General features: G+C 65.0%; 21 protein-coding genes. 10 read left to right on the forward strand and 11 right to left on the reverse strand.

What is annotated here, in order from left to right; all coding sequences use genetic code 11:
- The first annotated feature begins 37 nt into the window (after nucleotides 1-37).
- The 3 genes from IF803_RS04490 to IF803_RS04500 all read left to right on the forward strand — a co-directional run bounded on the left by IF803_RS04490 (nucleotide 38) and on the right by IF803_RS04500 (nucleotide 4,226).
- Nucleotides 38-1,324 (forward strand): serine hydrolase domain-containing protein, encoded by a 1,287-nt coding sequence (locus IF803_RS04490; protein ID WP_461191411.1) that lies wholly within the window; start codon nucleotides 38-40, stop codon nucleotides 1,322-1,324.
- Between the two features lie 103 nt (nucleotides 1,325-1,427).
- A complete protein-coding gene (locus IF803_RS04495) occupies nucleotides 1,428-2,690 on the forward strand; it encodes a serine hydrolase domain-containing protein (RefSeq protein WP_461191531.1) in 1,263 nt (420 codons plus the stop codon).
- A gap of 21 nt (nucleotides 2,691-2,711) precedes the next feature.
- Nucleotides 2,712-4,226, forward strand: a complete 1,515-nt coding sequence (locus tag IF803_RS04500; protein ID WP_461191532.1) for a serine hydrolase — start codon at nucleotides 2,712-2,714, stop codon at nucleotides 4,224-4,226.
- Nucleotides 4,227-4,270: 44 nt separating this feature from the next.
- Here the strand turns inward: IF803_RS04500 and IF803_RS04505 are convergent, their stop codons facing one another.
- From IF803_RS04505 to murI, 8 genes are all read right to left on the reverse strand, one after another.
- On the reverse strand, nucleotides 4,271-5,338 hold the full coding sequence (locus tag IF803_RS04505; protein ID WP_461191412.1) for a threonine aldolase family protein: 1,068 nt from the start codon (nucleotides 5,336-5,338) through the stop codon (nucleotides 4,271-4,273).
- Nucleotides 5,339-5,477: 139 nt separating this feature from the next.
- Nucleotides 5,478-5,774, reverse strand: a complete 297-nt coding sequence (locus IF803_RS04510) for a type II toxin-antitoxin system RelE/ParE family toxin (RefSeq protein WP_461191413.1) — start codon at nucleotides 5,772-5,774, stop codon at nucleotides 5,478-5,480.
- A complete protein-coding gene (locus IF803_RS04515; protein WP_304496044.1) occupies nucleotides 5,753-5,980 on the reverse strand; it encodes a hypothetical protein in 228 nt (75 codons plus the stop codon). The genes IF803_RS04510 and IF803_RS04515 overlap by 22 nt, the downstream gene beginning before the upstream one ends.
- A gap of 118 nt (nucleotides 5,981-6,098) precedes the next feature.
- Nucleotides 6,099-6,716, reverse strand: a complete 618-nt coding sequence (rpsD, locus tag IF803_RS04520) for a 30S ribosomal protein S4 (RefSeq protein WP_016843156.1) — start codon at nucleotides 6,714-6,716, stop codon at nucleotides 6,099-6,101.
- A 270-nt stretch (nucleotides 6,717-6,986) separates the two neighbouring features.
- Complete coding sequence (locus IF803_RS04525; RefSeq protein ID WP_028339900.1) at nucleotides 6,987-7,772, reverse strand: hypothetical protein; 786 nt, start codon at nucleotides 7,770-7,772, stop codon at nucleotides 6,987-6,989.
- Between the two features lie 118 nt (nucleotides 7,773-7,890).
- Nucleotides 7,891-8,280: a cupin domain-containing protein gene (locus IF803_RS04530; RefSeq protein ID WP_028339901.1), complete on the reverse strand. Its 390-nt coding sequence runs from the start codon at nucleotides 8,278-8,280 to the stop codon at nucleotides 7,891-7,893.
- A 295-nt stretch (nucleotides 8,281-8,575) separates the two neighbouring features.
- The gene (locus IF803_RS04535; protein WP_028339902.1) at nucleotides 8,576-9,352 is read right to left on the reverse strand and encodes an HpcH/HpaI aldolase family protein; all 777 of its coding nucleotides are present in this window, start codon (nucleotides 9,350-9,352) and stop codon (nucleotides 8,576-8,578) included.
- A 60-nt stretch (nucleotides 9,353-9,412) separates the two neighbouring features.
- Nucleotides 9,413-10,210: a glutamate racemase gene (gene murI, locus IF803_RS04540; protein ID WP_461191414.1), complete on the reverse strand. Its 798-nt coding sequence runs from the start codon at nucleotides 10,208-10,210 to the stop codon at nucleotides 9,413-9,415.
- A gap of 184 nt (nucleotides 10,211-10,394) precedes the next feature.
- Between murI and IF803_RS04545 the strand changes: the two genes are divergently transcribed.
- Together IF803_RS04545 and IF803_RS04550 are read left to right on the forward strand one after the other, a co-directional pair.
- Nucleotides 10,395-10,958: a cytochrome b gene (locus tag IF803_RS04545; RefSeq protein ID WP_461191415.1), complete on the forward strand. Its 564-nt coding sequence runs from the start codon at nucleotides 10,395-10,397 to the stop codon at nucleotides 10,956-10,958.
- Nucleotides 10,959-11,059: 101 nt separating this feature from the next.
- Nucleotides 11,060-12,115 carry an agmatine deiminase family protein gene (locus IF803_RS04550; RefSeq protein WP_461191416.1) on the forward strand — a complete coding sequence of 352 codons (1,056 nt, stop codon included), beginning with the start codon at nucleotides 11,060-11,062 and terminating at the stop codon, nucleotides 12,113-12,115.
- 55 nt (nucleotides 12,116-12,170) lie between these two features.
- Here IF803_RS04550 and IF803_RS04555 read toward each other — a convergent pair whose 3' ends face one another.
- The 3 genes from IF803_RS04555 to IF803_RS04565 all read right to left on the reverse strand — a co-directional run bounded on the left by IF803_RS04555 (nucleotide 12,171) and on the right by IF803_RS04565 (nucleotide 15,571).
- A complete protein-coding gene (locus IF803_RS04555; RefSeq protein ID WP_461191417.1) occupies nucleotides 12,171-13,343 on the reverse strand; it encodes a M20 aminoacylase family protein in 1,173 nt (390 codons plus the stop codon).
- A gap of 202 nt (nucleotides 13,344-13,545) precedes the next feature.
- Entirely contained in the window at nucleotides 13,546-14,199 is a 654-nt protein-coding gene (locus IF803_RS04560) for a response regulator (protein ID WP_461191418.1), read from the reverse strand.
- Between the two features lies 1 nt (nucleotide 14,200).
- Nucleotides 14,201-15,571 carry a histidine kinase gene (locus tag IF803_RS04565; RefSeq protein WP_028339907.1) on the reverse strand — a complete coding sequence of 457 codons (1,371 nt, stop codon included), beginning with the start codon at nucleotides 15,569-15,571 and terminating at the stop codon, nucleotides 14,201-14,203.
- A gap of 249 nt (nucleotides 15,572-15,820) precedes the next feature.
- On the opposite strand from IF803_RS04565, the gene IF803_RS04570 reads away from it, so the two are divergent.
- The 5 genes from IF803_RS04570 to IF803_RS04590 all read left to right on the forward strand — a co-directional run bounded on the left by IF803_RS04570 (nucleotide 15,821) and on the right by IF803_RS04590 (nucleotide 19,240).
- Nucleotides 15,821-16,603 carry a MotA/TolQ/ExbB proton channel family protein gene (locus IF803_RS04570; RefSeq protein WP_461191419.1) on the forward strand — a complete coding sequence of 261 codons (783 nt, stop codon included), beginning with the start codon at nucleotides 15,821-15,823 and terminating at the stop codon, nucleotides 16,601-16,603.
- Nucleotides 16,600-17,289, forward strand: coding sequence for a hypothetical protein (locus IF803_RS04575; protein ID WP_028339909.1), 690 nt, complete (start codon nucleotides 16,600-16,602; stop codon nucleotides 17,287-17,289). Before IF803_RS04570 ends, IF803_RS04575 begins: the two co-directional genes overlap by 4 nt.
- A complete protein-coding gene (locus tag IF803_RS04580; RefSeq protein ID WP_028339910.1) occupies nucleotides 17,282-17,890 on the forward strand; it encodes a hypothetical protein in 609 nt (202 codons plus the stop codon). Before IF803_RS04575 ends, IF803_RS04580 begins: the two co-directional genes overlap by 8 nt.
- A 625-nt stretch (nucleotides 17,891-18,515) precedes the next feature.
- Nucleotides 18,516-18,650, forward strand: a complete 135-nt coding sequence (locus IF803_RS04585; RefSeq protein WP_016843141.1) for a hypothetical protein — start codon at nucleotides 18,516-18,518, stop codon at nucleotides 18,648-18,650.
- On the forward strand, nucleotides 18,647-19,240 hold the full coding sequence (locus tag IF803_RS04590) for a TetR family transcriptional regulator (protein ID WP_304496038.1): 594 nt from the start codon (nucleotides 18,647-18,649) through the stop codon (nucleotides 19,238-19,240). The genes IF803_RS04585 and IF803_RS04590 overlap by 4 nt, the downstream gene beginning before the upstream one ends.
- The last annotated feature ends 76 nt before the right edge of the window (nucleotides 19,241-19,316 follow it).

Below are 19,316 nucleotides of genomic sequence, written 5' to 3' on the forward strand. Positions count from 1 at the left end.
TACACTTCCCCGTGATTTCCGGGGAGGGATAGTTCAAATGCATTCATTTCGTTTGACGTGCGCCGCCGCAGCCGCCGCCGCGGTGGTGCTGGCGGCGCCGGCGTACCCGCACACCGAGGGCACCTACGAGATTCCGGCGGGTGCGCATTTCAATCCCGCCAAGCTCGCCAGGATCAGCGAGTTCTTCAAGAACGAGGTCGCGACCGGAAAGATTCCGGGCGCTATCGTCCTGATCCAGCAGCACGGCAAGCCGGTGTATCACGAGGCCTTCGGCGTGCAGGATGTGGTCAGCAAGGTGCCGATCACGGACAAGACCATCTTCCGCCTGGCCTCGATGTCCAAGTCGATCACCGCCGTGGTGTCGATGCAGTTGCTGCAGGAAGGGAAATACAAGCTCGACGATCCCGTCTCGAAATACATTCCGTCCTTCGCCAACGTGAAGGTCGGCGTCGAGAAAAAGGCCGAGGACGGCACCAAGACGCTGGAGCTGGTGCCGCCAAAGCGGCCGCTCACGATCCTCGATCTGATGACGCATACGTCGGGTATCACCTACGGCTTCTATGGCGACAGCCTGGTCCGCAAGGCCTACAAGGAAGCCAATATCTACGGCGGAGATTTCGATCTCGCCGAATTCGCCGAGCGGATCGCCAAGCTGCCGCTGCACAACCAGCCCGGCGCGCTCTGGCAATACGGCCATTCCACCGACATTCTGGCGCGCGTGATGGAGCTGACCACCGGCGAGAAGCTCTCGACGATCGAGCGCGAAAGGCTGCTCGACCCGCTCGGCATGAAGGACACCGGCTTCTTCGTCACCGATCCCGAGAAGCAGAAGCTGATGGCCGAACCGATGCCGAACGACAGCGACTTCCGGGTCGGCCGGGTCAACGATCCGACCAAGGCCAAGAAATGGGAGTCCGCCAGCGGCGGCATGGTCTCGACCATGGCGGATTATTCGCGCTTCGCGCAGATGCTGCTTAACGGCGGCACCCTCGACGGCAAGACCATTCTGAAGCCGGAGACGTTCAAGGAGCTGACGACCGACCGCGTCGGGCCGGGCTCCGGCGTCGAGCGCGACTTTTTCTACTTCCCCGGCGACGGCTTCGGCTTCGGGCTTGGCATCGCGGTGCGCACCGATCCCGGCACTGCGAAGCCGCCGCCGCCCGGCGATCTCGGCGAGCTGAAATGGGACGGCGCCAGCGGCTGCTATTATGTCATCGACCGCAAGCAGGACTTCTTCTTCGTCCTGCTGGAGCAGACGCCGACCGAGCGTCAGCGCATCCAGCGGACGCTGAAGCAGCTTGTCTATGAAGCCATGGAAAACTAGAGCGTTTTCGAGCGAAGTGGATACCGGTTCGCGTGAAGCAACGCGTTGAAAAGAAGGGAATGACGGCATGATCCGATTCAGGCGGATCGGCTCATGCGCTTGCATGCGTGGGGGCCGCGCGTTCGTCGCGTCACTCGCGTTCGCGTTGGTCGCAACGGTTGCGAAGGCCGGCTCCGCGGGGCCGGCCGCGCACAGCTTCTCGGCGGAAGGCCTCGCCAAGGTCTCCGACTATGTCCGGAACGAGGTCGCGACCGGAAAGATCCCGGGCGCGATCCTGCTGCTGCAGCAGCATGGCAAGCCGGTCTATTACGAGAAGTTCGGGGTTCGCGACGTCGCCACCGAGTTCTCGATGAGCGCGGATACCATCTTCCGCCTCTATTCGATGTCGAAGCCGATCACCACGGTCATCGCGATGATGCTGGTCGAGGAAGGCAAGCTCGCCCTCGGCGATCCGGTGTCGAAATATGTCCCGGCCTTTGCCGATATGAAGGTCGGGATGGAAAAGCGCGGCGATGAGGGCAAGATGGCGATGACGCTGGAGCCGCTCAAGCGCCCCATCACCATCGAAGACCTGATGCGCCACACCGCCGGCCTGCCTTACGGCTATTACGGCGGTGGTATCGTGAACAAGACCTACGCCGATGCCGGCCTGTTCGACAACGATCCCGACAATGCCGAATTCGTGGCGCGGCTTGCGGCATTGCCGCTTGCCGAACAACCCGGCGCACAATGGGACTACGGCCATTCCACCGACGTGCTCGGCCGCATCATCGAGGTGATAACAGGCAAATCGCTGTTTCAGGTCGAGAAGGAGCGGCTGCTCGGCCCGCTCGGGATGAACGAGACCGCGTTCTATGTCGCCGACCGGACGAAATGGCCGCTGATCGCCGAGCCGATGCCGAAGGATCGCACCATCAGTCCGGTCGCCGACGTCCGCAATCCGCGCAAGCCGCTGCGATGGGAATCCGGCGGCGGCGGCATGGTCGGCACCATCGGCGACTATGCGCGCTTCTCGCAGATGCTGCTGAATGGCGGCAGCTATGAAGGCAGGCGCTATCTGAAGGCGGAGACCATCGCGCTGATGGCGAGGGACCATATCGGTCCGGAGACCGGCGTCGTGCGCGACCAGAACTACTATCCCGGTCCGAACTCCGGCTTCGGCCTCGGCTTCGCGGTCCGCACCTCGGTGCCGGTGAACACAGACTGGCCGCTGGGCGAGTATCGCTGGGACGGTGTCGGAGGCACCTTCTTCTTCATCGATCCCGCGGACGATCTGTTCGGCATCTTCATGGTGCAGACGCCGTCGCAGCGCGGCCGGATCCAGCAGGAGCTGAAGGCGCTGATCTACCGGGCGATGGGACGGTAGACGTGGCGCGCGGAGGTGGTCATGCAGGCGATGACATTCACTCTCCGCAAGCTCATCCTGGTGGCCGTCACATCTGCCGCCATGACTGCGTGCCGGCCTGTTCTGGCCGAAGAACCTCGCCGCCTCGGTGATGCCGACGTCATGCAGCGGATCGACCATGTCTTGAACGGCCTGAGGACGGCGATTGTCGTCGACGGCGATGCGCCAATGACGCTTGCCGATCGCATGAACGAGCTGCACGTTCCCGGTGTCAGCATCGCGGTGATTCATGGCGGCGCCATCGAATGGGCGCGCGGCTTTGGCTCAGCCGCCGTCGGCGGTCCGCCCGTGGTGCCGGAAACGCTGTTTCAGGCGGCCTCGATCAGCAAGCCGGTGACCGCCATCGCCGCTCTTGCGCTGGCCCAGGCCGGCAAGCTCGATCTCGATGCGGACGTCAACGCTGCGCTCAAGAGCTGGAAGATTCCGAACTATCCGTATCCCCGGTCCCGGGTGACAGTTCGGCGGTTGCTGAGCCACACGGCCGGGACGAACGTGCCCTACTACCCGGGCTATCAGGTCGGCCAGCCGGTCCCCTCTCTTCGCCAGATTCTCGATGGCACGCCGCCTGCGAACAGCGCGCCTGTCCGGGTCGAGCACGAACCCGGCAAGCAGGATCAATATTCCGGCAGCGGCTACACGATCGTTCAGCAACTGCTCGTCGACGTGATGGGGCGGCCGTTTCCTGCGCTGCTCGACGATGTCGTCCTCAAGCCTTTCGGGATGACGCATTCCAGCTTCGCGCAGCCATTGCCTGCGGATCGTTTGACGATGGCCGCCACGCCGTACCGGTCAGACGGCGCGCCGGTGCCGGGCGGCCCGCATGTCTATCCCGAACTGGCCGCCGCGGGATTATGGACGACGCCGGCCGATCTCGCCCATCTCTTGCTCGGCGTGCTGGATTCGCTAGCCGGTCGGAGCAATCCCGTTCTGTCGCAATCGATGACGGCCGAGATGCTCTCGCCGGTTCTTGGCAGTGCCGACGGGCTACCCCCTGGGATCGGACGACGCGGGCTGGGCTGGCTGGTTCGCGGCTCGGCGCCCAACCGGCAATTCTGGCACAACGGCGTGAACGAGGGCTTCATCGACACCATGGTCATTTTCGAGAACGGCGATGGCGCCGTTGTCATGACCAACGGCTGGGGCGGTCGGATCCTCGTCGACGAGATCCTGCGCAGCATCGCGGCCGAGTACCGCTGGCCGGATCGCCAGGCCAAGGTCGGGAAGTTCCTTGCAGTGAGCCCGCAGACGCTGGACCGTCTGGTCGGGACCTATCGGTTCTCGCCGGAATTTTCGATCCACGTCACAAGGGTCGGCAATCGCCTGTTCAGCGAGGCGACAGGGCAGGAGCGGCGCGAAATCTTCGCCACCAGCGATCACGAGTTCTTTTTCAAGATCGTCGATGCCGCGCTGTCATTCGACACGGACGGCCAGAACGCGGCAATGCAAGTGACCCTTCACCAGGAAGGAACTGACTACGTCGGAAAACGGCTGCCGTAGTTTGGCAGCCGGATTTCCATGGAGCTCCATCCGGGCCACGGGAGTTACGCCGCGCGCACGATGTCCCTGACCTGCCCGACCGCTTCCTCGATCATCGCTGCGGTGACATCGAGATGCGTGCAGGCCCTGATCCGGCCGTCCATCATCGCCAGTGTCACGCCGCGCTTGCGCAGCTCGGCGACCATCTTGTCGCCTGATACGCCGGCGCCGTCGGGCTTGAAGAAGACGAGGTTGGTCTCCGGCGCCTGTACCGCGATGCCGTTGATCTGAGACAGGCCGCGCGCCAGCGCCCGCGCATTGGCGTGGTCGTCGGCGAGGCGGTCGACATGGTGATCGAGCGCATGGATGCAGGCCGCGGCGCAGACGCCGGACTGCCGCATCGAGCCGCCGAGCCGCTGCTTCCAGCGCCAGACATCGTCGATGAACGCCCGGGTGCCGGCGATCACGCCGCCGATCGGCGCGCCGAGGCCCTTGGAGAAATCGATCCAGGCGGAATCCCAGCCCGCCGTCATGTCGCGCGGCGAGATGCCGGACGCGACGGTCGCATTGAGCAGCCGCGCGCCGTCCATGTGGGTGACAAGGCCGTGGGCCTTGGCGATGCGCACGACCTCGTCGAGCGCCGCCTTCTTCCAGATCGTGCCGCCGCCGATATTGGCGGTCTGCTCGACGCTGACGAGCACCTGCGGCGGCTGGTAGCGGGTGCGCGGATGCAGCGCGGCCTGGAAGGTCTCCGGCGTGAACTGGCCGTCATCGCCCGGCAGCTGCGTGATCTGGAAACCGCCGAGCGCGGCATGGGCGCCGCCCTCGCGCGCAATGATATGCGCGGTCGCATGCGCCAAAATCTCGTCGCCGGGGCGGCAATAGGCCAGCGTCGCCGCAACGTTGCACATCGTGCCTGACGGCATGAACACGGCGGCTTGCTTGCCGAGCAGATCGGCGACGCGGGCGCAGAGCTCGTTGGTGGTCGGATCATCCCCGACCTGTTCGTCGCCGACCTCCGCCTTCGCCATCGCCTCGCGCATCGCCGGCGTCGGCTTGGTCTGCGTATCGGACAGAAGGTTGATGCGAACGGGCGGGGCCTTGGGATCGGGCCGGGCAGGGGTGTAGTGCATGGCTTTCCTCATCGCTCCGCACTGAGGGCGGATCCGCTGCTGAAACGCGATGAGATAAGATGGATCGTCATCGCGCCCTGGCTTCTTGTTTGAGCATGATCGTATCCGGAAAACCGCTTCGCGCTTTTCGGATCATGCTTTAGCGTATAGGCCTCCGGGCGGCGTGACGAAACCGCATAATGATGATCTCGGTGGGCGTCACGCGATAGTCGATCAGGTAGGGATACGGTGTCGCCGAAAGCCGGCGGACGCCTGGGCGGCTTGTCGGACGCCCCGCACGCGGCTGCTCTTGCAGCAGCGTGACAAGTGCCAAGATGCGGTCGCGCACATGGACCGCGCCCTGGGGAGATCGTGTTTCGATATAGGAAAGTGCCCGATCAATCTGAACAAGAGCGCGTCGCGTGTAACGGACGTTCACAGCCCGTGCTTTGCCCACATCGCACGGACTTCCTCGGCCGTTGCCAGCTCGCCGCGTGCAATCTCGGCGTCGGCTTCAGCCAGATCGGCGTCTTCTTCCGGCGTGAGCTGGAGCGGCGGTTGGTCGACTCCGGCAAGCTGCAGCATGATGCGCGCGAGCTCGTCCTGCTCTGTGTCAGGCAAGCTTGAAACTGTCTCGAAGGCCTGTTCGAGTAACCGGGTCATCGGCAAGAAACCTCAACGGGCAGCCATCTCCAAGTCCCGGATATAATAGTCGTCTTGTGGGCAAACAAAAAGGCCCCGGCAAAACCGGGGCCTTTCGGATCTCGCAATGCTGAAGTGATCAGCGCGAATAGAATTCGACGATCAGATGCGGCTCCATCTGCACCGGGAACGGCACGTCCGAGAGGCCGGGGGTGCGCGCGAACTTCGCGGTCATCTTGGAGTGATCGACCTCGATGAAGTCGGGCACGTCGCGCTCGGGGAGCTGGGCCGCTTCCAGCACCGGGGTCAGCTGCTTGGAGGATTCCTTGACCTCGATGAGGTCGCCGACCTTCAGTTTGTAGCTGCCGATGTTGACCTTGCGGCCGTTCACCTTGATGTGGCCGTGGTTGATGAACTGGCGCGCGGCGAACATCGTGGAGACGAACTTGGAGCGATAGACCACGGTGTCGAGACGGCGCTCCAGGAGGCCGATCAGGTTCTCGCCGGTATCGCCCTTCAGGCGGCTGGCTTCGACATAGATGCCGTGGAACTGGCGCTCGGAAATGTTGGCGTAGTAGCCCTTGAGCTTCTGCTTGGCGCGGAGCTGCACGCCGAAGTCGGAGAGCTTGCCCTTGCGGCGCTGGCCGTGCTGGCCGGGGCCGTATTCGCGGCGGTTCACGGGGCTCTTCGGGCGGCCCCAGATATTCTGGCCCATGCGGCGATCGATCTTGTACTTCGCCTCACTGCGCTTTGTCATCGCGTCCTCTTTTGCATAGCCGTCGCTACCCAGCGGCCGGCGTTTGTCAGTTTCAGGTTTGAGGAGACGCGCCCTCCTGTGTACCGGCCAAAAGACCTGTACCGACAGGTCCGCCTCGAAAGCTCGGGGAGGACCACGGGTCGCGAAACGCATCGCGGGCCGAAACCGGCCCGCGAGCAAGGGTGGTCTTAAGGAGAAAGTCCGGTTCTGTCAAACAAAACGCAGGGCGTTTTGGGCGGAATCGGCGTCAAATTTGGCCAATTTCGTCCCTCAGAGGCGGCTTCCGGCCGCCCGGACCAGCCGGGCATCGGCTTGCGGCCGGCCCGCGCCCAGTTCCGCGGCGATTTCGCCGCCCAGCACCTGCTCGAGGCGGGTCAAGGTCTGCGCGATCAGGGCGGCGTCGCAGACCAGATGGTCCCAGCGGAGCACCACGTCGACGGTGTGGTCCGGCCTGATCACGCCATAGCTCAACAGGAATGGCCCCGGGCTCAGCGCGTGCAACTCGCCGGGGCCATAGGCCGCGACCGAGGTCACGCCAAAACTGCCGCAGAAATTGGCGCGCTGCCGGCCAAAATTCATCCCGATCGCCCACGCCAGGCGGCGCAGCGGCAGCGGCAGGCGCGTCACGCAGAGTATTTTGCGGAACGAGGGGATTTCGTGGAGCGGCGCGGTCTTGGCGCGGCGGATCAGCGCGTCGACCTCAGCGAGCGGCATCTCGTCGGCGGCACAGACGCGCTCGAACAGCACGCAGTCCTCGCCCTTCTCAACGCGCGCAATCGCCACCATGCCGACGCTGCGCGGCAGCTCGTAGAGGCAAGGCCACGGCCACTTGACGTGCAGCGTGCGCAGGGTCGGCTCGGTCCTGGCGACCAGCGCGAATGCCTTGACGAAGATGGCGGCCCAGCCCGGTGCCTGCGCCGCACGCGCACGGGCCTCGACGATTGCGCGGACGTTCAAGGTGCGCTTCAGGGAGACCAGCGGCACGCCGGCCGATGCATGCATTAGATCGGCGACGAGACGGCGCGGCAATGAAATCTGACGAAATTTACCGCGCATCCGTTCGGTTCAGTTCCCTTGCAAACAGGCAAAAAATCAAAGGCCCGGCGAGCTCAAATGATTGCTCGCCGCACCTGAAGCTCAGATGAACCGACTGGTCGAGGACCAAGGGTTCTGCTCACGGCGCTGGTTTTGCCAACGGCTCGCCGGCCTTGACCACGTAGACGCCGAGCACCTTGAGCGGCTTGTCGCCGGACGTCTTGGCGTCGTGCACCGCGCCTTCCGGGATCTGGTAGGAATCGCCCGCCTTCAGCTTCAACGGCGGCTTGCCGTCGATCAGGAGTTCGAGCTCGCCTTCGAGCACATAGCCGGTTTCAGCGCCGGGATGGGTGTGACGCCCCGACGCACCCCCGGCCGGAACCTCGGCGATCGCGGTGACCGTATTGTAGCCCGGCGGAAAATCGACCTTCTGCAGCGGCGTCCGCTTGATGCCGCTCTGCTGCGCAAAGGCAGCGCCGGCACCGGCAAGGGCAATCACGGTGAGACCGAGCAGTAATTTCCTGAACATGCATTTTCCTCCCAACCCGCAAAACTCTAGCAGCGCGGAATCGCGGCGGAAAGCGGGCGATGTGTGATGTGCACTTGCGACATTGGGATTAGTCCGTTCATCCAACAGCGCGGGTTTGCGCCGCATATTCATGAGCTACTCAGGCGAACGAGCTGTCTCGGCAATGGTGATGCGTACTGTTCACTCCATCGCAGGCGCGGCGCCGGAAGTTGCGCCGCGGTTCCTTCTCGACGTGACGGGAACCTGCTCGCCGGCAGCTGTGAACGAGCGGAGCGCCGCGCGGCCGCGTTGACGCCTACCGCTTGATCCCCGCGAACGCAGCCGCAATGCCGCGCTGGAACAGCGACCAGTCGAAGCCCAGCGCGAGCGCGAGGTAACCGCGCTCGATCATCGCATTGGCCTGTTCGGCGGTGCGCGCCACGCCGCCGATCGGCACGCCGCTTTTCATGATGCCTTGTTCGGCGCGCTGCATTAGCGCAACCACTTCGGGATCGTCGGGCAGACCGCGCTTGTTGATCGAGGTGGCGAGATCGCCGGGGCCAATCACCGCGAGGTCAATGCCCGGCGTCGCCATGATCTCGTCGATGCGGTTCACCGCATCGACATGCTCGATCGTGATCATGCAGATCATGTCGTCGTCAGCGGTCGCCATGTAGTCGTTCATCGAGACGCCCCAGCGGAACGGCGCATGGAACGGTCCCCAGAGCCGGTCGCCCTTCGGCGGGTAGCGCACGCTGCGCACCGCCTTCACCGCATCGCTTGCGTTGCAGATCATCGGAAAATTGATGCCGAGCGCACCGATGTCCATCGGTGCCTTGGCGAGATGCGGCTCGTTGGCGGCGATCCGCACCATCGGCACGCAGGGCGTGCCCGAGGTCGCCACGATCATCGCATGGGCGGTGCCGAGATCGATCGGGCCGTGCTCGAGATCGACGATGATCCAGTCCAGCGACTGCGCCATGATCTGCACGGTCTGGATGCTCGGGATGGTCGCGATCGCGCCGAAGGTCGGGCGCTTGTCGCGCCACTGCTTGCGCAGGCGATTGAGCGGCGTCAGCGGGGCTGCGGTCAAATTCGGATCCTCCCTCGAAGGAGAGCAGAGGCTAGCAGCGCGTTGTGACGGCGAAAAGGATCAGGCCGGGACGCGGCCGCCGAAGAATGGCGTCAAGGCTTCCGTCAGCGCGTGCGGGCGCTTCGAGGTGAAGATCATCTCGGCGCCGGCCTGGTCGCTCGCGTGGCCGGCCAGGCCGAGCAGGTCGGCGACGCGGCGTGCGATCGCCGGCGCCGGATCGATCCAGTCGACCGGCCAGGGTGCGAGCCGGGTGAGGCGTTCCAGCAGCAGCGGATAATGCGTGCAGGCGAGCACGACGGTGTCGGTGCGGGCGGGGTCGTGGGCGCCATCGCCGACGAAGCAGGGCGCGAGTTCGGCCGCGATGTCCTCGTCGCGCACGCTCTCGCCGCTGAGGGCGGCCTCCGCCAGCGAGGCGAGCTCGCCGGAGCCGACCAGCGTCACCTCGCAGCCCTGCGCAAAGTCGGAGATCAGCTTGCGGGTATATTCGCGCTTCACGGTGCCCTTTGTGCCGAGCACCGACACGCGCTTCGTTTTCGACGAGGCGCAGGCCGGCTTGATCGCCGGCACGGTGCCGACGAAGGGCAAAGGATAGGCGTCGCGCAGATGCGACATGACCAGGGTGGATGCCGTGTTGCAGGCGATCACGACGAGGTCGGGCGCGTGGGCCGCGATCAGCTCACCGACCAGCGGCACCACGCGGGCGATGATCTCGTCCTCGCCGTGGTGGCCATAGGGGAAGAAAGCGTCGTCGGCGACATAGACGTAATGCGCGTCGGGCCGGGCGCGGACGATCTCGCGCAGCACGGTGAGGCCGCCGAGGCCGGAATCGAACACAAGGATGGTCGGGGGAGTGGACACGCGAAAACTCTATCCGAAGCAGGGTTACCATTCAGTTGTTTTTGGCTATCCGGCCGCTTCGGCCGACAAAAACCGGTGAAGCCGGGAATTTCACATGGCCTTGACCGATAGTTGCAAGTATCACGGCAAACTATTGCTGCGACGTGTGAAATCCAAAAATGCGGCCGCAAGGGGGCCACGCGACATGATTCGCAATACCGCCGCGAGCTGGGGCTCGCTCGCCCGCGCGTTCCACTGGGGGCTCGGCCTCGCCATCATCGGCATGCTGGCCTATGGCTGGTGGATGAACCACATCCCGGCGCGGGCGGACAAGTTCTTCTACCGCTCGATCCACGCCGATATCGGCTACCTGGTGCTGCTGCTCACCGTGCTGCGGCTGCTCTGGCGCGGCCTTAACCCGACGCCGGCACTGCCGGCCGACATGCCCTCCTGGCAGCGGATCGCCGCCCGGGTCAGCCACGGCGCGCTCTATGCCGTCACCATCCTGGTGGCGATGCTGGGGTGGGCGCATTCCGGCGCCCGCGCCCAGGATTATTCGAGCTTCTTCGGCCTGTTTCACGTTCCCCAGATCACCTCGCCCGACAAGGCGGCGGCGGATGCCTTTGAGGATCGCCACATCTTCTTCGCCTATGTCTTGCTGGCGCTGATCGTGCTGCACCTCGCCGCGGTCGCCTTCCACCACTTCGTCAAGCGCGACCGTGTCGCCGCGCGGATGATGGGGACAAGCGAAATTGACCCCGCCCGCTAGGCATGGGCGGCCGGCTCGGTGCCTTCCAAAATGGTCGCCCGCGCGGGGACACCTGCGTTACCCTGTGACGAACGGGGGCGGCCATCGCGGTTCGAATGCTCATGAACGATTCTGCACGACATCAAACGAACTGGCGTATGCCGGACGAGGGCGCCCCGCATGCCGCCACCTGGATGGCCTTCGGCGCCGACGTGGAGCTCTGGGGCACGAAGCTCCTTCCCGTCATCAGAAATAATCTCGCCAGCGTTGCCAAGGCAATCGCGGTCTATGAGCCGGTGAAGATGCTCGTGCGCGAGGAGGACTACGACATCGCCGCGCGGCTGTGCGGTCCCTCGGTCAGCCTCGTCGTTCAACCGCTCGATGATGTGTGGCTGCGCGACACGGGACCGGTCTTTGTGACCAATCCTGCCGGGCAGCTCGGCGCCGTCGGTTTCAATTTCAACGGCTGGGGCAACAAGCCGCAACCGTATGCACGCAAGCAGCATCTATATGCACGAGATGCCAGGGTTGCAGAGCATCTGGCAGGAGCCGCGCAGGCAATCTTCTTGAAGGCCGATTTGGTGCTGGAAGGCGGCGGGATCGAGGTCGACGGTGAGGGGACGGCCATCATCACCGAGAGCTGCGTCCTCAACCCAAATCGCAATCCCGACGTCTACAAGGCAAAATGCGAAGACGAATTGTCTCGCCTGCTCGGACTGGACAAGATCATCTGGCTGCCCGGCATCGCCGGCAAGGACATCACCGACGGACATACCGACTTCTACGCGCGATTTGCCAGCCCCGGCGTTGTCGTAGCCGGCCTGGAACCAGACCCGTCGTCGTTCGATCATGCGGTGACCAAACGACACCTCGATTTGTTGCGCGGCGCTGTTGATGCGAAGGGCCGGCGCCTGGATGTCGTGGTGTTGCAGGGCCCGTCGACGGTGCGTCCGACGCACAGCAGCAGCAAGGACTTCGCCGCCGGCTACATCAATTTCTATGTCTGCAACGGTGCCGTGATCGCGCCGGAATTCGGTGACCCGACGGCGGACCGCAACGCGCGCGACAAGTTGCGCGAACTGTACCCGGACCGGGAAATCATCCAGCTCGACATCGATGGCATCGCCGCCGGTGGCGGCGGCATCCACTGCACCACGCAACAGCAGCCGCGCTTGTGAAAGCTGGCGGCCCGGTCGCGAAGTGAGCGACCGGGCCGTGGCTGCATGAGCGGCGCTAGCCGGCCGGCATCTGCTTCTCGACCAGGCGCACCCAGTAGGAGGCGCCGTGGCCGAGGATGTTGTCATTGAACTTGTAGGCGGGGTGGTGGCACATCGGACCGTCGCCCATGCCGAGGAAGACGAACGCGCCGGGGCGCGCCTCCAGCATGAAGGCGAAATCCTCGGCGCCCATCACCGGCACCAGATTGTCGTTGACGCGGTCGGCGCCGACCACGTCGCGGGCGACCTCGACGGCGACGCCGGCCTCGCGCGCATGGTTCAACGTCACCGGATACATGCGTCCATAATCCGTCTCGGCCGAGCCGCCATAGGCCTTGGCGATGCTGGAGGCGACCTCGCCGATCCGGCGCTCGACCAGGTCGCGCACACCAGGATCGAGCGTGCGCACGGTGCCACCCAGCGTCACGGTCTCCGGGATCACGTTGAACGCGGTGCCGGCCTCGAACATGGTGATCGAGATGACAGCCGATTTCAGCGGGTCGACATTGCGCGATACGATCGACTGCAGCGCATTGATGATCTGGGCACCGATCAGCACGCTGTCGACCGCCTCGTGCGGAGCGGCGCCGGCGTGGCCGCCCTTGCCGTGGACGACAATCTTCAACGTGTCCGACGAGGCCAGCATCGGGCCCGGCGTCGTCGCGAAGTAACCCTCGGGCAGCCCCGGCATGTTGTGCAGGCCGTAGACCTCCTGAATGCCCCAGCGGGTCATCAGCCCGTCGTCGACCATCGCCTTGCCGCCGGCGCCGCCTTCCTCGGCGGGCTGGAAGATCACGACCGCGGTGCCGTCGAAATTGCGCGTCTCGGTGAGATATTTGGCAGCGCCGAGCAGCATCGCGGTGTGGCCGTCATGGCCGCAGGCGTGCATCTTGCCGGGAATCTTCGAGGCGTAAGTGACACCCGAGGCCTCCGCGATCGGCAGCGCGTCCATGTCGGCGCGCAGGCCGATGGTCTTTCCCGAAGTGGACTTGCGGCCGCGGATCACGCCGACCACGCCGGTGCGCCCGATCCCCGTCACCACCTCGTCGCAGCCGAACTCGCGCAGTCTGTCGGCGACGATGCCGGCGGTGCGGTGGACTTCGTAGAGCAGTTCAGGATTCTCATGGAAGTCATGGCGCCAGGCGGCCATTTCATCCGAGAGGGCGGCAACGCGATTGACGATGGGCATGGGGAGCGTCCGTTTCTTGTGAGCTTTGGTGGGTGGCGCAGCGTAGCGTAACCCGCCGACTTGTCACGCGGAATGGCGTCAGTAGCCCCGATGGGGCCAACGGGTCGCGCGAACGCGCGCCCGATGACAGGCTCCGCGCAATCCGGGATCATTCGCGTGCGCAGTCCCCGGATTTCGCTGCGCTGCATCCGGGCTACGAAGTTCACAAATTCGCCAGCCCGCATTCAACAGCGAGGCGGACCAGCTGGGCGTCGGTCCGCATGCCGGTCTTGGCCTTGATGAGGTAGTGATAGTTCTGCACGGTCTTGGTGCTGAGGTTGAGGTTGGCGGCGATCTGCTCCTTGGTGCTGCCGGCCGCCAGCTGCCGGAGGATTTCGATCTCCCGCTCGCCGAGCTGGTCGAGCGCCGATCGGGTCGGCACCAGGCTCTCCAGCGCCAGCACGCGCGCGACGTCGTCGCTCATCGCATGCTCGCCGCGCGCCACCGAGCGGATCGCCGCGATCAGCTCGGCCGGTTCGCTGCCCTTGGTGACGAATCCACTGGCGCCGGCGCCGAATGCCGCCTTCACCTGGGCCGCCTCGCTGTGCATGCTGAAGACGAGGATGCGCGCGTCGGCGTCGCGCGCGCGGATGTTGCGGATCGCCTCCAGTCCGCTGGCACCCGGCATCGAAATGTCCATCACCACCACATCAGGCTGGTGCGACTTGAACGCGCGATAGGCATTGGCGGCGTTGTCGGCTTCGGCGACCACGCGGAAATCGTCCTGATGCTCGAGCACGCGCCGGTAGCCCTGGCGGACGACCGGATGATCGTCCACCAGCAGGATCGAGATGCCGCGGGTAGTCAACGTTGTCATCTCAGGCGGCGAGCGGGATCGTGGCGGCGACCGACAGGCCGCGGCTGGCGCGCGCGATCGACAGCGAGCCGCCGAGGGCCGTGACGCGCTCGCTGACGCCGGTGAGGCCGAAGCCCGCGGATTGCGCCACCTTGGCCGCATCGCCGCCGCCATCGTCCTCGACGCGGACCAGCAGGGCGTTCTCGCTTCCGGTCCGCCGCTCGATCCGCAGCACGATCTCGCGCGCCGAGCTGTGGCGCAGCGCATTGGTCAGGCATTCCTGCGCGACGCGATAGGCGGTGGCGGCGACCGTGCCGCTGATGTCGGCAAGGTCGCCCTGCAAATCGAGCTGGATCATCGGCTGCGCCGTGCGCGACCGCCAGCTGTCGACGAGATCGACCAGGCTTGCCTCCAGCCCGAGCTCTTCGGCCGGCGGATGGCGCAGCCGGTTCAGTGTATCGCGCAGGCACGCCATGATGCGGCGCGTCGCCTGCGAGATCATCCGTGCATCCTGCGCAATTTCGGTGCCGGCGGCGTACTTGTCCCCGGCGCTTGCCTCGATCGTGTTGGCGAAGGCGAGGATCGCGGTGAGATTCTGGCCGAACTCATCGTGCAGCTCGCGCGCCAGCGTGCGGCGTTCGTCGTTGCGGATTTCGAGCAGCCGCCTCGTCAGCACCGTGCGTTCCTCCTCGGCAAGCGCGAGGCGGTCGCCGAGATCGCTGACGGCGCGCCCGATCATCGCGAGCTCCATCGAGCGGACGCGCGGCAGCGGCGTACGGTACTCGCCGTCGGCCATGCGCCGCAGCGCCGACACGATCGAGTGGGCGGGCGCCAGCGTGTGCGCGATCGCAAGCGAGGCGAGCAGGGCGATGGCGAGCGCCATCAACAGCGCGACATGGATGTTGTCGAGAATGTGCTGCCAGGCGAGCGCGATCGCGGCGTCCGGATCGGCGATGGCGCGGACGGTTCCCGCGGTCGCGGCGCGGGCGCTGATCGGCCGCTCCACGGTGGCGTGATCGCCGAGCACCATCTGCACGGTGGCCGCGAACCAGCGCGGCGGCGCCTTGCCGATCCCCTTGCTCTGGCCGCAGAGCGGCTTCTCGAAGGCGCCGGCCGGTTCGAACTGCACGCAGATCCCGGGCGCGATCAGGCCCATGGTTTCGATGGTGCGCCAGTCCGGTGCCGGCAGCAATTGCTCGCGCATCCGGTTGCTGCGCAGCAGCAATTCGCGCCAGTACAGCGCTTCGAGCGATTGCGAAACCCGCTCGGCGGACGCCTGCGTGGCGCGATCGACGCTGCGATAGGCGTCGATCGTGGCCCAGACGGTGGCTGCGCCGAGGCATAGCGCGACGATCACGAGCAGGCGGGCGACCAGTTGAAGCACGAGGCGCATGCGATCACTCCACGGCCAGAGCATGATCCGGAACGGAGAGACGCGGCTGGTCATGCTCAAACGAGAAATGCGATGCTAACAGCAGCGCTGTTCCCCGCCAATCGCAAGCATGCGAAGCTGTGCAGGTCGGGAAATTTGCCCGACGAAATCTGGGCAGATGTCTTTGGACGGCGCAGGCCGGCTCTGCTCTAACGGAAAGTGAGGCCCGCGGAGCCTCATGGAACAGTCGTCACAGGGAGCTCACGCAGCATGGATGCCAAGGTCGACGTCGCGGCCGCATCGGCCGGCACGGACGCGGCGGAGCGCAGCGCCCTGCTGCTCTGGTTGATCTTCACCGGCCTTTCGGTGTTCGCCGCCTTCCTGCTGTGGCGCTACGGGCTGATCCGCCTCATGATCAGTTCGGACCGCACCTACATTTCCAGCGTCATCGCGGTCCTCTACATCGTCACCTGCATCCATTGCTTCTGGCGGACGCGGGCGATCGCGCGGGAAGGCGAGGTCGCGCGCTCCTGCCGCACCATCCTCGCCGCGCCCGATGGCGCCAGGATCCTTGCATCAGGGGCGCTTGCATCGGATGGGCGCGGCCTGCCCGGCGGGCTCGTCACCGATCACATCAAAAGCCTGGTGCAGAAGGCCGAGGCGCAGGCCAAGGGGCGCATCGACCAGACCCTGCTGCTGCGGACGCTGGCGGACCGGCTGCGCGGGTCCAACGGCTTTGGCGCCTTCGTCTCCGATACGCTGATGAAGCTCGGCCTGCTCGGCACCATCATCGGCTTCATCATCATGCTGGCGCCGATCGCTTCGCTGGATGCCGCCGACAAGGTCGCGATGAAATCGTCGATGGGCCTGATGAGCGACGGCATGGCGGTCGCGATGTACACGACGCTGGCCGGACTGATTGGATCGATCCTGGTGCGGATCCAGTATTACATGCTCGATTCTGCGACCCAGCGGGTGTTTTCCGACGCCGTCGTGCTGACCGAGACGCACGTCACGCCGGCCCTGGAACGTCGCCTTGGTACGCCGTCATGATGGATGAGTTCGGGCTCTATCCGCGCGAGGAGCCGTTCGATCCGCTCGGCGTGATGCTATTCAAGGCGCTGCAGGTCATCGCCTTCCTGTTCTTCCTGGCGCTGCTTGCGGTGTCGCCGGACTCCAAGGAAGGCAAGATCGAATCCAAGGCGGAGTTCATCATCACGATGGACTGGCCGGACAACCATCCTGACGATCTCGACCTGTTCGTGCAGGATCCGGCCGGCAACATCGCCTGGTACCGGCATCGCGAAGCCGGCTTCCTGACGCTCGATCGCGACGATCGTGGTGGCGCCAACGACTTCATCATCGTCAACGGCAAGAAGATCGCCTCGCCAATCCGCGAGGAGATCGTCACGCTGCGCGGCGTCGTCGCCGGCGAATACACCGTCAACGTCTCGCATTTCCAGGCGACGACCGGCGAGCCGGTGCAGGCCAATGTGAAGGTGCAGAAGCTCAATCCGACGGCGCAGGTGATCTTCGACGACAAGCTGACCGTCGATCACACGGGCGACGAGAAGACCGCGGTCAGGTTTCGTCTCGACGCCGAGGGCAAGGTGATCAACGTGGACCGGCGGCCGAAGTCGCTGCTCGAGACCTTCCGCAGCAGTTGGCGCAACGGCGGCGACCTCGATCCGAAAACCGGTGTCCCGAAAAGCGGCGTCAGGGTGCTCCGCAATGATTAGCTTGCAGTCGGTCATTCTCACGCTTGCGGTCGCATACGCGGTGGTCGGTGCGCTGCTCCTGATCGTGCTGGTCTATGCGCGACTGCACTGGTCGCTGAAGGCTGTCGTCATCGTCGTGACCAGCGCGTTCTACTTCGTCAGCTTCGGCGGCATGCGCGGTCTGCTCGGCTGGGCGTCCGCGGAAAAATTGCCGGCGAACTTCAAGCTGCTGTCGACGCGGATCGTGGAGCCGCATTCGCTGGAGGGCGACTCGGGCTCGATCTATCTCTGGGTCGAGGAGCTCGACGAGGACAACCGGCCGAGCGCGATCCCGCGCGCTTTCCGCATTCCCTATAGCGAGGCGTTGGCGGAGCAGACCCACACCGCCGAGAACGAGATCAAGGCCGGGCATCCGCAAGGCGGGCGGGCGGCGGATTTCGGCGGCGGCGACGGCACCATCATGGACTTCGTCAGGGAGTACATCACGCCGAAGACGATCGTGGAGACCACCGGCGGTGATTCCACCACGGGGACGTTCGTGGCCCCGCCGGCCGGCGCGCAAGGGTCGGTGTTCACGCCGCTGCCGCCGCCCCGGATGCCGCCCAAGGACGCGCAGCAATAGCGGGATGCCTGCCCAGGAGGGTGGCATAAAAATAGGGATCGGCAATAATCAGTCAGCGGGGTGGACAGTAATCATCCGGAATTCCTCAATTCCCTGAAGTGTGTAGTCTTGGGGCTAACCGGGGCTAGATTTTATCCCCAAGCCATTTTTCCCGGCAAAGGGGCCGCTGCGTGAAGCGGCCCCTTTCGATTCCGGCGGCAGGGCACGGTGAGGGGCCGGCGCGGTGGAGCGGGCTTACAGCACCGTCAGGAATGCGATCGCGAGAACCATCAGCCACCCGACAATGACGAGCGAGACCACCGCGCCCGCGGTGATCTTGGCGATCTCCTTCAAGGTCATTGGCCGGTCCATGCAAACCTCTCCTGGGTAGCCCTGAGCGAGACATAGGCGCGGACTGGCAGATCGCCCCGGCTGCTCACGGAACGTTGTAGCGCCCATGAGCCAGGGGTGGGCCCTTCCGGAGGCCCAACCTGTCATTTCACAAAATATTGTCTGACAGATATTGAAATCTGTCAGCGGGATGGTGTATACACTCACCAGCCCCAAGGGAGGAGGGCGCCCAGTGGCTGTTCCGGCGTTGGCCGGGGAGCCGGACTTAATTTGACTACCTCGAAGGACTACCTCCATGACCATAGAAATCTTTCAATTGACCGCCCAGATTCAACAGTGGCTCAATCTTCGCGTCGCCCGCCACTTGGCCGCCCAGGCCGCCAAGTTCACCCGCGGGCAGGACAGCGATAACCAGACGGTAAACGCATGAACGAGGCGGTGGTTTTGACACCCGAGCGGATCCTCGAGGCAACTGAGGATGTCTTGAGGCGCTTCGGGCTGACCAAGGCCACCGTTGTCGACGTTGCCCGTGCGCTGGATGTCAGCCACGGCAGCGTCTACCGTCACTTCCCCAGCAAAGCCTCGCTGCGCGATGCCGTCGCCAAGCGCTGGCTCGACCGCGCCAACGAGCCGCTGTGCAAGATCGCAGCTGGCAATGGCCCCGCGCCGGAGCGGCTGGAGCAATGGCTGCGCACCGCCTTCACGATCAAGCAGAAGAAGGTGTGCGACGATCCCGAGATGTTCGCGACCTATCTGGCGCTGGCGCAGGACGCGCGTGAGGTGGTGGAAGCCTACAAGGACAAGCAGGTCGACCTGATCGCGAAAATCCTGTCCGACGGTGTCGCGCAGGGCGTGTTCGAGATCGACAATGTGAAGGCGACCGCGCGTGCCGTGTTCGACGCCACCGTCCGCTACCATCACCCGGCGCATGCCGAGGAATGGGCCAAGCCGGAATGTCCGGGACGGATCGATGCGCTGCTGGCCCTGCTGCTGAAGGGTCTGCGGGTCTGCAAGCCCTGACCGACCTTTCTGCCGACATCCTCTGACCACCTGACGCCTTTGGCCCGATTGCGAGCCCGGGGCCGCGTGTGCTGAT

This window comes from Bradyrhizobium sp. UFLA06-06 (assembly GCF_054820065.1).

What these genes read in the sequence shown, in the direction of transcription:
- IF803_RS04525 (WP_028339900.1), bottom strand. Translation starts at nt 7,772, where the DNA reads ATGCGCGGTAAATTTCGTCAGATTTCATTGCCGCGCCGTCTCGTCGCC.
- IF803_RS04515 (WP_304496044.1), bottom strand. Translation starts at nt 5,980, where the DNA reads ATGACCCGGTTACTCGAACAGGCCTTCGAGACAGTTTCAAGCTTGCCT.
- IF803_RS04555 (WP_461191417.1), bottom strand. Translation starts at nt 13,343, where the DNA reads ATGCCCATCGTCAATCGCGTTGCCGCCCTCTCGGATGAAATGGCCGCC.
- IF803_RS04580 (WP_028339910.1), top strand. Translation starts at nt 17,282, where the DNA reads ATGATTAGCTTGCAGTCGGTCATTCTCACGCTTGCGGTCGCATACGCG.
- IF803_RS04565 (WP_028339907.1), bottom strand. Translation starts at nt 15,571, where the DNA reads ATGCGCCTCGTGCTTCAACTGGTCGCCCGCCTGCTCGTGATCGTCGCG.
- IF803_RS04550 (WP_461191416.1), top strand. Translation starts at nt 11,060, where the DNA reads ATGAACGATTCTGCACGACATCAAACGAACTGGCGTATGCCGGACGAG.
- IF803_RS04545 (WP_461191415.1), top strand. Translation starts at nt 10,395, where the DNA reads ATGATTCGCAATACCGCCGCGAGCTGGGGCTCGCTCGCCCGCGCGTTC.
- IF803_RS04585 (WP_016843141.1), top strand. Translation starts at nt 18,516, where the DNA reads ATGACCATAGAAATCTTTCAATTGACCGCCCAGATTCAACAGTGGCTC.
- IF803_RS04575 (WP_028339909.1), top strand. Translation starts at nt 16,600, where the DNA reads ATGATGGATGAGTTCGGGCTCTATCCGCGCGAGGAGCCGTTCGATCCG.
- IF803_RS04490 (WP_461191411.1), top strand. Translation starts at nt 38, where the DNA reads ATGCATTCATTTCGTTTGACGTGCGCCGCCGCAGCCGCCGCCGCGGTG.
- IF803_RS04530 (WP_028339901.1), bottom strand. Translation starts at nt 8,280, where the DNA reads ATGTTCAGGAAATTACTGCTCGGTCTCACCGTGATTGCCCTTGCCGGT.
- IF803_RS04495 (WP_461191531.1), top strand. Translation starts at nt 1,428, where the DNA reads ATGCGTGGGGGCCGCGCGTTCGTCGCGTCACTCGCGTTCGCGTTGGTC.
- rpsD (WP_016843156.1), bottom strand. Translation starts at nt 6,716, where the DNA reads ATGACAAAGCGCAGTGAGGCGAAGTACAAGATCGATCGCCGCATGGGC.
- IF803_RS04500 (WP_461191532.1), top strand. Translation starts at nt 2,712, where the DNA reads ATGCAGGCGATGACATTCACTCTCCGCAAGCTCATCCTGGTGGCCGTC.
- IF803_RS04505 (WP_461191412.1), bottom strand. Translation starts at nt 5,338, where the DNA reads ATGCACTACACCCCTGCCCGGCCCGATCCCAAGGCCCCGCCCGTTCGC.
- IF803_RS04560 (WP_461191418.1), bottom strand. Translation starts at nt 14,199, where the DNA reads ATGACAACGTTGACTACCCGCGGCATCTCGATCCTGCTGGTGGACGAT.
- IF803_RS04590 (WP_304496038.1), top strand. Translation starts at nt 18,647, where the DNA reads ATGAACGAGGCGGTGGTTTTGACACCCGAGCGGATCCTCGAGGCAACT.
- IF803_RS04570 (WP_461191419.1), top strand. Translation starts at nt 15,821, where the DNA reads ATGGATGCCAAGGTCGACGTCGCGGCCGCATCGGCCGGCACGGACGCG.